This is a genomic window from Lampropedia puyangensis, from assembly GCF_004833285.1.
Classification (GTDB): Bacteria; Pseudomonadota; Gammaproteobacteria; order Burkholderiales; family Burkholderiaceae_C; genus Lampropedia; species Lampropedia puyangensis.
This window is the reverse complement of sequence record NZ_STFG01000014.1, coordinates 1-12173: the sequence shown is the minus strand read 5'-3', so window position 1 is coordinate 12173 and position 12173 is coordinate 1. Positions and strand designations below refer to the sequence as shown.

Here is a 12173-nt window from a genome sequence, read left to right as displayed (position 1 = left end):
CAAACATGATGACACGCAGATTCATTGGCCGCAGCCTCCAGGCACTGGCCAGCCTGGCCCTGGGCACCAGCCTGTGGCTGAATGCCGCTTCGGCCTTGGCCGCCGATGCCTACCCGTCGCGCCCGATCCAGCTGGTGCACGGCTTTGGCGCGGGCGGCAATGCCGATGTGGTGGCGCGGCTGGTCGCGCAAAAACTCGGCGAAGCGCTGGGTCAGCCGGTGGTGGTCGACATCAAAAGCGGCGCAGGCGGCGCGATTGCCTCGGCCAATGTGGCCCACGCCAAGCCCGATGGCTATACGCTCATAATGCTAACCGGCGCGCACACGGTCTCCGGCGCCTTGCGCCAGAATCTGCCTTACGATTCGGTGAATGACTTTGCCTTTATCTCGACCGTCTCGTCGTTCCCGTTTGTGGTTGCGGTCAAAGCCGACCACCCGGCCAAAAACCTGGCGGATTTGATTGCGATGAGCAAAACCAAGGGCGTGTCGTTCAGCTCGGTGGGCGTGGGCTCGACCCAGCACATGGTGGGCGAATTGCTGGCCGCTGAAAGTGGCGGCGAGTTCCTGCACATTCCATTTCGTGGCGGCGGCGCGCCTGCGCTGGCGGTCTTGTCAGGCGATGTGGACATGCTGTCGGACACCTTGACCGTGGCCGCACCGCATTTGCAAAGCGGCAGCTTGCGCGCACTGGCAGTGACCAGCGCAGAAACCTGGCCGCTGACGCCTGCGATTGCGCCTGCCGCCAAAACCCTGCCGGACTTTGAAGTGCGCTCCTGGCTGGGTCTGGCCGCACCCAAAGGCACGCCAAACGCCATCGTGCAAGACATCAACCAGAAGCTGCACGCGATTCTGGCGCAGGAAGACACGCAAAAAGCCCTGGCCCAAGTCGGCAGCATGGCCGCGCCCAGCACGCCAGAGGCGATGCAGGCGCAAATCAAGAGCGAAATCGAGCGCTGGAAAACGGTGGCCGATCGGCGCAACATCAAGGTGGAATAAAGCTATCCTTGGTCAGAATAAGAACGACCCCCATCCCTTTCAAAGAGCGCGCCATGCGCTCTTTTGGACCATGCAGCCTCCATTCAATCGCTGCAATCTCAATGGCATGGCCGCAAACAAAACACCTCACACGTGAGTGCAAATAAATCTGCACGGCCCTCTATTCCAAGCCATCAATCTCAAGCACAATAACGCTGCATGCACGGGTAAACCATAAGTCTATCTGGCGCATTTTTTGCTTATTTGCTTTGACCTGCATCCATACCTAAAGATGCCCACTCAAGCCTGATGAGGCTTAAAGGACTTCTCGTTATGCCGATCCCTACCACCCCCGGGGGCCAGCCTGCGACCGCACCAGCGCTATTGCAAAATGGGCTTCGCCATGGGCGCTATGAAGATTTTCAAGCCCTGTTCACAGGCACGCTGTTTGTCTCCATCACCTTGATGTTGTTTGCGCAGGCAGGTCTGCTCACCGGCAGTACGGCTGGCATTGCATTCTTGATCCATTACTGGTCAGGCCTTCCTTTGGGCGGCGTTTTCTTTGCACTCAACCTGCCGTTTTACTGGTTCGCATGGAAACGCATGGGCGCAGAATTCACGATTAAGACGTTCATTTCGGTCGGCTTTCTGTCGCTGCTGACTGACTTGGGCCCCAAAGTCATTCACGTCGATTACCTCAATCCGTTATTTGCTGCTGTGCTAGGCGGTTTGTTGTTAGGCACCGGCTGTTTGTTCTTGGCACGACACCGCGCCAGTCTAGGCGGCGCCACGATTTTGTCGCTGTATTTGCAAGAGCGCTATGGCATTCCTGCGGGCAAAGTACAGCTCATCATTGATTGCACAGTCGTCGCATTTGCCTTGTTGATTGTGCCCATTGACCGCGTTCTGTATTCCATTTTGGCGGCGGTGGTCATGGGCGTATTTTTGTGGATGAGTCACAAACCAGGCCGGTACGTAGGTCGGTGAACATCAGCGCAACGCAAAAGCCCCTTGCCACCTCCTTCACATAGACTCGTCCATGCCCTCTGACCAATGCGCCCAAGGTTCATGGCGAAATTGCTGCGCGGCATAGTCAATGAACGCACGCACCCGCGCTGGCCGCAACCGGCCGGGCGGCGTCACAATATTTAAAGACAACATGCCTGCGTCCCATTGCGGCATCGCCACTTGCAAGAGCCCATCACGCACAGCTTCCCACACCAAAAAAGCAGGCTGCACTGCAAGCCCCATTCCAGCCAATAGCACAGGCTCGAGAGCTTCTGCATTGTTGACTTGCAGCTGCGCGGCCATCACCTGTGTGAATTCACCGTGTTCTGGATGGCGGAACTTCCAGCTTAAACCGTCGCGCGCCAGACTGTACTGCAAGCCTTTGTGGTGAGCCAAATCCTTCGGGTGCTGGGGGCGGCCATAGCGCTCAAAATAACCAGGCGCGCCCACCAACAGCAGTTTGACTTTGCACAACTGGCGTGCAATCAAGCTGGAGTCGTTCATATTGGCAATGCGAAGCGCCACATCAAAACGCTCACCAATCAAATCCACCTGCTCATCAGCTAGATGCAACTCAATTGCCACCTCAGGGTGGCTGGCCATGAATTGCGGCAAGATGGTAGCGACACGTGCAATTCCAAAAGACATGGGAGCAGCCACTCTGATCAGACCCCGCAAACTTGTCGATTGCTCGGTGATATCAGCCTCCACCGCCTCCCCTTCATGCAAGATGCGCGCAGCACGCTCAAGCGCTCCCTTACCTGCTTCTGTCAGCATCACCCTGCGCGATGTACGGTGGAATAAATTGGTTTTCATACGCGCTTCCAGCCGCGTAATGGCTTTTGAGACGGTAGCTTGTGACAATACCAAATCATTAGCAGTGCGGGCGAAAGAGCCTGTTTCTGCGACCTTGGCAAAAATGGCCCATGCCTCCAAATCGGGGAGTTTACTCATGTCTAGCTGGAGGTGATTACATCAAGAATAGAAATGATACCTTTCTATTTTTTCTATTTAATTTATCTCAAAGAAGCCCTACATTCACTCCATCGACACACCATTGAAGGAGTTCTGACATGATTGAACGACGCAGCTTTGACGGCTTGGGCGGTGCCAACCACGGCTGGCTCAATGCCAAACACCATTTCTCTTTTGCTGAATACCATGACCCCAACCGCGTGAACTGGGGCGCTTTGCGGGTATGGAATGACGACACGATCGCATCACAAACGGGTTTTCCACCCCACCCCCACGCCAACATGGAAATCATCACCTATGTGCGTGAAGGCGCCATAACCCACCAAGACAACTTAGGCAATAAAGGGCGCACCGTCGCCGGTGACGTGCAGGTCATGAGTGCGGGTACTGGTATTCGGCACTCCGAATACAACCTAGAGTCCACAGCAACCCAAATCTTCCAAATCTGGATCATGCCTGACCGCCAAGGGCACCAACCCAGCTGGGGAACCAAGCCCTTCCCCAAAGGCGATCGCAGTGGAAAATTTATGACGCTGGCCAGCGGCGTGGAAGGCGATACGGATGCTCTACCGATTCGCGCCAACGCACGGGTGCTAGGCGCCACAGTCAAAGCTGGGGAAAGTGTGGAGTATGCGTTTTCCTCACCCGAGCGCTATGGCTATTTGGTGCTGGCCAAAGGCAGTGCGACCGTCAACGGCGTCGCCTTGTCCCAGCGCGATGGCGCAGCCATCCACGGGGAAAGCAACATTCACATTGCAGCCAGTGAAGATGCCGAAATCGTATTGGTAGATACTGCTGAATGGAACTGAAACAGCCTCTGCAATATGGGTAGGACATAGCACTAAAGGCTTACTTTCCGCCTTAGCGGTTCCAGCACTCGTTTACAGAAAGGGCGCCGCTCACCCCCTTTTGCCCGCTTTGGGTAAAGGTCAGGTTACCGCACTTGTCCTTGGCTTGGCCCCCTTGCGCCGTTGCGGTCAAGGTATAAGTCATGCTGTCATTACTAGGCGCATAGGCAATAGCGTATCCACCTGAAGGCACTGTCTGCAGGGATGTCGGATAAGAAGCAGCCGCAGGATAGGAACCACTGGCCGTGGCCACCCGCTCCAGCCATTGCGCCCCTTCCAACAACGCCGCACGGGCCTCGGCACGCCGCCCACGCTTCACATACTCCTCATAACTAGGGTAAGCAATGGCTGCCAAAATCCCCACAATGGCAACCACAATCATCACCTCAATCAAGGTGAAACCATGCTGGCTATAGTTTTTTTGCATACACATGCGTTGTTCCTTGCTCTTTGTATTGCGTAGAGAGCGCGCCCATCCACAATGGGCACTCTGTGCATCCGTGGTTTAACAGCAAATGGAATGGTTCATTCCTCTACGCCATTGATCGTCGGGCCGTAAGGCCCGATGCCAATCAGTTACTGAATCGGGCGCCACGAAGGGTAAAGAGGATTGGTGTCAAAAATTTTCTTCACCTCGCCATCTGGTAATAGGTGCTCTGAACCATCTGGGCCCAATAAACGTGCTGGGACTCCTCCTGGATCTTTAATGACCGGGGTGAGTTCAGGTTCTCGCGTCCACTCTTTACAATTACCCTGTGCATCACACTTCTTTGGTGGCAAAGCTTGGGTTGCGGTCCTGATTTCCACGGTCGCCAGATAATGTTTGCTGGCCGCATACTGTGGATCACAGGTCTCCTCATTGAGCACACCACCACCTTGGGCTGGCAACACAAAAGGCACGCGGAATCGCTCACCAATCACCCACTGGCTGTTTTGCACCACACGCGATCCAGCCACAGGCAGTTGAACAATCCACCCTTTCTTGTTCTTGTAATCAATAGAATCACCAGAAAGATTCCAACTATCTCCTTTAGCAGTCGTTGTCAGTTCAACCAAGTCACCCCATGCCGCACGATCACTGGAAGCCTCTCCTATGCGTACAGCGCCCAGACTTGTTTTTGCATCTTGAGTAATTTCAATAGAAATGCTCGAAGCATCACGAACAGCAAAAATATATTCCCTGTCGATACTGCTGCGATCAGATTCCGTCAACAACCTTCCCGTACCAGCCATCAATATCACGCCGCCATCGGGGTGAAAAGCAAATGCAGGCGCGGCGGTAATTGGACGAACCACGGCACCAGAAGTGGTGCTCTTGCGTGCTTGGAACAAAGGCTGTCCAGCAAAAGATGTTTTCCACTGAGCAGGATTAGATGAAGTCAAATCAAACTTCCACAGGTTGCCGTGCAAATCACCAGCATAGGCCACATCCATGGCGCCATCATTGTTCAAATCAAGCAAACGCGGCGCAGCTAAACCGTTCGCATTGCCAATTGCTTCTGTGCTACTGGCTTTCAGCACTTTCAGCTCTTTACTGCCCTCTAAGAATTGGATCAGCAATGCAGCTTGCTCATTCTGGCTGTTGTAGCCATTGCCCATAACCAGCGCCCAGCGTCCATCATTCATGCGAACCAATTGGTTGGAAACGCGTGTGTCCACCTGATCAGTGACGGGCTCGCTGGTAATGTGCCCCACAAAGGCCCTGGCATCAGTCGCATCAAATACTTCTGAAGCACCGATCGTTTTATCCATGACCAACACATCCGATGCGCGGGCATTCGAAAAATTCTGTGGCGCTGTGACATCCAAGAGGAAATAACCGCGGCCACCTGCCCCCAAAAATCCTGCTAAATAGCTTTTCGCCGAATCCGTGTTATCTGTCCCATCAAAATTTTTGGAATGGGTAAACACATCACCTGTAAAGGGGGATCCATCCACGTAATAGCGATGTTGGTTTTGGTAGTTCGGATCAGTCAATGCAGGCAAATGACCCACAACGCCTTTGGGAATATAAGCCAGTAATTCTTGTCCATCAGCCCCATTAAACGCGTGCAACATACCATCATTGCCCCCCACATAGACCATATTAGGGCGATCAACACTCTTGGTTTTTGTCCGGTAATTATTTCCAGACATATACCATATATTCGAATTCACAATATCTCCATGAATAGATTCACGCTGGCGAAATACCCCTCCCGTCTTTCCAATTTCTTTTGATTGATCGCCTCGAATATATTTGATTCGACTTTCACCCAGGTTATCACTAGCATTCAAGAGTCTCTTTTGAATATCATCCAAATTTGTCCATGTCCAGTCAATAGCCGAACCATCGGATTGGCTACCAATAATTTTTCGATTCAAATACCAATTTTCTGGCTTAGCAGCCATAATTTCTGCGGTATTTTTACCTCCCCAAGGAAAATTCACCGTATCGACCGTTGCATCTCCTGCTTTGATTTTCTGTGCTGAAACGCTCCCCGACCATGTCATAGGGTCGTAAGTAGCAGAAAACATGAAAGAATCTGTACGGGTGGTGGTCGCACTTAAAGAAATGGAGGAGACAGGTTTATTGTTATCCGAAAGAATCTCATTGAGAATACTCTTGAATGCCTCAACTAAATCGACAGGCTGCAATACAGGAACAAAACGACCTCGCGAATTGATTGCAGCGTGCCATTGATCAGGTAGAACCGCCTTTCCCCAACTTAATTTCCCAGACAAAATCTGATCATAGTCTGTCCCTGTCCATGTGTCAGTGCCCCATAAAGGAGCATCACGCCACGTAGCTGCACCTGCACCAAAACCAATGGCATACATCGTTAAATGCTGCCAAGTTGCAGGATCATTTCTTGGATTCCAGTAAGGTGTAAGCCCTTTTTCGTCCGTTCTAACCGCCATTTTTGGTTGAACTTTATTAGGAATATTCGGTTGCAGATCATTTGCCCAATATTTAAAAGCCAAATCCGCAAGCATTTTTTCATCTGAGCCTCTATAAACACGAGATTGATCAGCTTTAGGATCATACTTCACATTATCCGGAAACGTAATCACCGTATTATCTTCATTTTTAGCAGTACTAGTTGATCCATTCCACTCTCCATCGGAAAGAAAAATGGTATAAGAACGCCGACAGGCCTGAACTGGATTCAATTTTTCACCAGGAATATGTGCCCAAGGACTATTAGAGTTCAAATCCGAGCTCAAATATTGACCAGCCTGATTCAACATTCCGTGTGAAGGTGTACCTTTATTACCTTTTGAAGTATAACTATTAATCCAATCAATCCACCTATAAAAACTATCTCTATGACCAGAATCCAGCACCTTTATCCTATTATCATCCTGACAACCAGAATTATTCTTAATGCTCGGACAGGCATTCATACTTTGCCAGCCAAGCCGAATTGCACCATCCGGCACATTTTCCTCTTTAAATGTTTCCTTTAGCGCATTACTCAATGCATCCCTCTTCCCCCCACTATTCATACTTCCAGAATCATCAACAGAAACAATTACATTTGGGGCAGGAGGTTTACTCACATTCACCACTGGTGCTTGAACCAAATGAAGTGGTGCTGCAAACAACTCTACATTGAATGACAAACAGGAAATAGCCGCCATGACGACGTATTTTCCTTCAATGCGTTTATTATTTATTTTCTTTGACATAGATGCTTTCCTCTCTCACTTAATTATTTTTACGCAAAAAATCTGCAATCTCAGACAGGTGGATTTATAAAATTTACAGGAACAATTTTCGGCGAAACAATTGACTGAATAATGGCTCTAGTTCCTGGCTTGCGCCCATTGGCGATGGCGGTGACCCTATAAACTATCCCGTTAGTTGTTCCCATTGCGACGTCCGCCCCCATCCCTGCATATTTTCGTCCTATGGGAGTATCGGCATTGAACTCAATAGGCTCTATCCAATACCAAGCACTAGCTAATGCGCGATTATTAATCATACCGTCATTGACAATTAACCTTGGATTTCCCATCGTCGCATCATTAACTGCACCTGTATATTCACCATACAACGCAGAATCACCTATCATATTATTCAAAACATCTGATTCAGACCAAAATTCTGTCTTTAGATTTCCATTATCAAAGCACAAGCCTTGCATGCAAGGCACCGCTCTATCTTTGACTTTATTCGCCAAAAGAACCATTGCCCCACCATCGTCTTCAAGAACAGTCAAATTATCTGGAATCTGCAGTACCCCATTATTTTTATTTCGACACGGAGATGAACAATCGCTCCCATCCGCCATCATCCCAAGAATATCAAGCTCTGCATCAGCCAATAGCGCTTGCGCAGCTTCATAAGCCAACAAATAATCTGCATTATTCCCTGTCACGCGCTCATTAAACAAAGTAACACGACTAGACCAAACAACCAACAAAGCGCCGAGCAGCATGACAACCATCACTATAAAAACAGCCACACCATGCTGCTTACCATTCGGGATGGATTTATATTCTGGAACATTGCTCCCAAATAATATTTTCATCTCAACATCCAAATAAAACCAAACTATGACACACGCACATAAAAAACATGGCGAAAGACCTTCACCATACGCTGCTGCACAGTTGAATCTCCACCACGACAGTTTGTATATTGTGCATTAGCATTATTAATAATCTCAGAGCCACGCATCTCTAAACAAACATGCACGGCCGTAACGTAGGGATCCATAGTATTTAATGAAGCTGCTGGAGGATTATTTTCCAACCTCAATCTCACATTACCTGCCGCATCTTGCTGTGCAACTCTATAATGAACTTGTAAATCATAAACATTTGGAATAATAGCCTGCGCCGAAGTTGTCGTGGTACTGCCAGCAGTACTTGGTGTACATCTCAATTCATTATTCCCACCAACATCAAATGTTGATGTATATTCAGAAGCCTCCACGCTATTTCCGAAACAATCAACATTCACACCCACACTAGACCCAGACTGTGTCCCCACAGTCAAAACATCTGGTGAATCGGTGTTGTTAGTACCATTAATAACAACCATCGCTCTTTCTCTGAAAGAGATCATTGGAATCCCAAAATCACTGGTTTTTTGATTCGGTTCCAAGGAGCCAGCTTGGCTGATCAAACGCCCCATCAAATTCAGTGCAAAAGTAGCGTCTTGCTCCATCGTTGCCAGTTCATCGGTCGTACTGGTAATCGACTTAGACATGACCAGTGTTCCCAATGCTGCAGCAATCACCATTGCACCTAAAGTGATGCCAACCAAAAGCTCAAGGAGCGTCATCCCTTTTTGCAGGGAAATATTTCTTGACTTATTCATAAAAATAACCTAAAAAGAAACGTCAAGGCTGTATATAAGCCAAATGGCAAATCATATTTTCAGGACAATCAATCGCATTGGAACCACTGCCTAAAGAAATAGAAAATGGCGACGAAAAATTATTATCAGATGCATTATTTGACCTGCTATTCAAACGCCATGCAATCATGACGCCAATTTGCCTTCTATTTCCATCATCAGTTTCATTGAATGAAAAAAAAGTATTCGCCTGAAAACCATTCACATAACTATTAACGCTACGCCTCCACGCATTAAGATCCCATTGTGCTTGTTGCTCTGAGGTACAACTGGCAGCATCGCAATCAAAGGCTGTTATCACTCCTGGCACAGCCCAGTTATTCAATGCGTAATTAGAAATAACCCTAAATCGATCTGGATTGCTTTTAATTCTTTCAGAAAGGTCTCCAATTATTTTTATTGCTTGGGATCTTTGCGTACTATTTCTTGTTTCAGCCAGAATACCCAACTGCATGCCCAGCATTCCGAGAATCCCAAAGGCGAGTATAAGAACAGCTATCAACGCCTCAAATAAAGATACGCCCCGCTGATCTTTTATGCTGAAATATTTTTTATTTCTCATATCGTGCTCACGAGCAGGCATCGACGCCAGTTAAAGTACGGACACGACCGCCAGATGAGGCACAAACCACCATCGCGCGCGATTTATCATTTTTTTGATCATCAGCCACAGGAATAATCACAAAGCTATAAGCTCCAAGCCCACTAGGCTGTCCATACTGATTGAAAGTTATTTCGTTTCCATTTTGGCTCCTTTTAATGAGAATGCCCTTACTAGGCTCCGCCTGTTGCAGTACTTGCGGTGTCGCTTCCATGCTTTCAACACGCCAGCCACATTGCCATTGCCCATTGCCAATCGCACAACCTTGTGGTGTTTCACGCACAAACTTGACCCCCCCCAGACGAGCAGCTTCACTGCGTGCTAAATAAATGGCTGAAACAACATTTTCCGCAGCAGATCTCACACGCCAGCGTTTGACCATGCTGTCAAAACTTGGTAGGGCTAAAGCGGCCAAGACCGCCGCAATGGTGATGACCACCAGCAGCTCAATCATCGTGAAACCATGCTCTCTACATTCGACGGGGTGCTCTAAAACAAACTTCTTCATGCCCTAGATGCTAAAAACCGCTAACATCCCGATGCGCAGCGAAGTGACGAAAGGTAGTTTTTTGGCGAGAAAAGGCGAACATCATGTCTTTTTTGTAAAAAAAACACACAACTTCACATTGACTCGCATTGCAAACACGCCTGCTTAATTAGCAGTGGCCTCTCAAATGCCTAGCTGCTTTTGCAGGCATCGTTTTATTAGAAAAAATAGGAGCACATCTTGAGCAATTCAACAGAGGTTTTGTCTGAAGTCCGTGGCCAAGTCGGCTTCATTACCCTCAATCGCCCCAAAGCCCTCAATGCGCTCTCTCTCCCGATGGTTAGGGAGCTCAACCGCATTTTGCTAAGTTGGAAAAACAATCCTCAAGTGCTTGCCATAGCCATTCGCGGGAATAGCCGAGAGGGTGCTTTTGGCGCTTTTTGTGCAGGCGGCGATATCCGGTTTCTCCACCAATCAGCCGTGGATGGAAATCCAGAATTGGAAGACTTTTTTACGGAAGAATATGCTCTTAACCACCTCACGCACCATCTTGGTAAGCCATATATAGCCTTCATGGATGGCATTGTGATGGGGGGCGGAATGGGTGTTTCCCAAGGAGCCAGTCTGCGCGTTGTGACAGAGCGCACCAAGATGGCAATGCCAGAAACTGCTATCGGTCTCTTCCCTGATGTGGGCGGGGGATATTTTCTTAGTCGCGCGCCTGGACATGTTGGCGAATACCTTGCGTTAACAGGTAACGTAATTCAGGCATGTGAAGCTATTGCGTTTGGCCTAGCAGATGGCTGTATTCAAGCAGAAAAACTTCCAAATCTGTGGAAGGGTCTTGAAGAAGGCCATTTTGCAAGCCCACAAGTAATCGAAGAATATGTCCGAGATTTTTTCGATGCCAAAACGGCTTTACCTAACAATCACATTGATCGTATTAACCACTATTTTGGCTTACCTTTAGTTAAAACAATTGTTGATCGCCTTGAACAATCAACAGAAGCTTGGGAGCAAGAGACGGCCAGTACGCTTCGTAAGCGCTCCCCACTGATGCTGCATGTTGTTCTTGAGCAAATACGTAAGGGGCGAGATCTGTCTCTTGCAGATGATTTGCGCATGGAAAGAGACATGGTAAGAAATTGTTTCTATCTGCGTCCTAACCGCCAGGAAAACAGCGAAACTATTGAAGGGATCCGTGCACTAGCCATCGACAAGGACCATCAACCTCAGTGGACGCCGTCAAAAATTGAAGATGTAGACCAAAACGAGGTGAATGCTTTTTTTAACTCTCCATGGCCTAGACTCGCGCATCCATTGGCTCATTTGTAAAAGCTATGTTGCCATAGGGAGCCACTGAAAAGGTAAGCCCCACACCCCTAGCGTTGAGAAGTAGAGCTATACGGTTATGGCCTGCAGATGTTTAGTGGCAATACCATCCAAGGCACATGTTTGTTCAGCTTACGGTTTTAGCGCCACATTCAGTGCGTGGCGTAATCTTGTACTCTATTAAAACTGTTTCAATGGCGTGAATCCGGCGAATAGCTTTAGTCTCCGTCCGGCAGAGCCGTGGGGCGGAAGCGCCCATCGATGATTAGGCTGTCTGTTGATTTCCATCTCAAACTGACCCACGTATTAACCCTAACCTGCTGTTTTTGTGAGCAGCAGGAGATCAGGAGTGATTGACGTGGCCACTTTGAGTGCCATCCGCCGCTGGGCTCTTCGAGAGCACCTATCGATTCGTGAGATTGCTCGGCGCACAGGGCTTTCTCATAACACCATCCGCAAGTACTTACGCGCAGATGTCGTGCAAGCCAAGGCTTGCAGCAAGCTTGAGCCATTTACCCAGAAGTTATCGGGCTGGCTGCGCACTGAAGCGAGCCGCTCTCGCAAACAACCCGGAATCATCAATCGACTACTGCACAAT

At 49.0% G+C, this 12173-nt stretch carries 11 protein-coding genes and 1 pseudogene; 5 read left to right on the top strand and 7 right to left on the bottom strand.

What is annotated here, in order from left to right:
* The first annotated feature begins 5 nt into the window (after positions 1-5).
* Positions 6-995: a tripartite tricarboxylate transporter substrate binding protein gene (locus E9531_RS12190; RefSeq protein WP_244610098.1), complete on the top strand. Its 990-nt coding sequence runs from the start codon at positions 6-8 to the stop codon at positions 993-995.
* A 312-nt stretch (positions 996-1307) separates the two neighbouring features.
* Complete coding sequence (locus tag E9531_RS12185; RefSeq protein WP_425293590.1) at positions 1308-1961, top strand: YitT family protein; 654 nt, start codon at positions 1308-1310, stop codon at positions 1959-1961.
* 36 nt (positions 1962-1997) lie between these two features.
* Here the strand turns inward: E9531_RS12185 and E9531_RS12180 are convergent, their stop codons facing one another.
* Complete coding sequence (locus E9531_RS12180; protein ID WP_136574042.1) at positions 1998-2936, bottom strand: LysR family transcriptional regulator; 939 nt, start codon at positions 2934-2936, stop codon at positions 1998-2000.
* A gap of 119 nt (positions 2937-3055) precedes the next feature.
* Here E9531_RS12180 and E9531_RS12175 point away from each other — a divergent pair, with 119 nt between their 5' ends.
* A complete protein-coding gene (locus tag E9531_RS12175; protein WP_136574041.1) occupies positions 3056-3766 on the top strand; it encodes a pirin family protein in 711 nt (236 codons plus the stop codon).
* 52 nt (positions 3767-3818) lie between these two features.
* Here the strand turns inward: E9531_RS12175 and E9531_RS12170 are convergent, their stop codons facing one another.
* The 6 genes from E9531_RS12170 to E9531_RS12145 form a co-directional block, all read right to left on the bottom strand.
* Positions 3819-4232 (bottom strand): type IV pilin protein, encoded by a 414-nt coding sequence (locus E9531_RS12170; RefSeq protein ID WP_136574040.1) that lies wholly within the window; start codon positions 4230-4232, stop codon positions 3819-3821.
* A gap of 149 nt (positions 4233-4381) precedes the next feature.
* Positions 4382-7477 (bottom strand): pilus assembly protein, encoded by a 3096-nt coding sequence (locus tag E9531_RS12165; RefSeq protein ID WP_136574039.1) that lies wholly within the window; start codon positions 7475-7477, stop codon positions 4382-4384.
* Positions 7478-7527: 50 nt separating this feature from the next.
* The gene (locus E9531_RS12160; RefSeq protein WP_136574038.1) at positions 7528-8322 is read right to left on the bottom strand and encodes a pilus assembly PilX family protein; all 795 of its coding nucleotides are present in this window, start codon (positions 8320-8322) and stop codon (positions 7528-7530) included.
* A 23-nt stretch (positions 8323-8345) separates the two neighbouring features.
* Positions 8346-9116, bottom strand: a complete 771-nt coding sequence (locus E9531_RS12155; protein WP_136574116.1) for a PilW family protein — start codon at positions 9114-9116, stop codon at positions 8346-8348.
* Positions 9117-9138: 22 nt separating this feature from the next.
* Complete coding sequence (pilV, locus tag E9531_RS12150) at positions 9139-9738, bottom strand: type IV pilus modification protein PilV (RefSeq protein WP_136574037.1); 600 nt, start codon at positions 9736-9738, stop codon at positions 9139-9141.
* Positions 9725-10264 carry a GspH/FimT family pseudopilin gene (locus E9531_RS12145; protein ID WP_136574115.1) on the bottom strand — a complete coding sequence of 180 codons (540 nt, stop codon included), beginning with the start codon at positions 10262-10264 and terminating at the stop codon, positions 9725-9727. The genes pilV and E9531_RS12145 overlap by 14 nt, the downstream gene beginning before the upstream one ends.
* Positions 10265-10480: 216 nt before the next feature.
* On the opposite strand from E9531_RS12145, the gene E9531_RS12140 reads away from it, so the two are divergent.
* Both E9531_RS12140 and E9531_RS12135 read left to right on the top strand, forming a co-directional pair.
* A complete protein-coding gene (locus E9531_RS12140; protein WP_136574036.1) occupies positions 10481-11578 on the top strand; it encodes an enoyl-CoA hydratase/isomerase family protein in 1098 nt (365 codons plus the stop codon).
* A 346-nt stretch (positions 11579-11924) separates the two neighbouring features.
* Positions 11925-12173 (top strand): annotated as a pseudogene (locus E9531_RS12135) (winged helix-turn-helix transcriptional regulator); the annotation flags it as partial.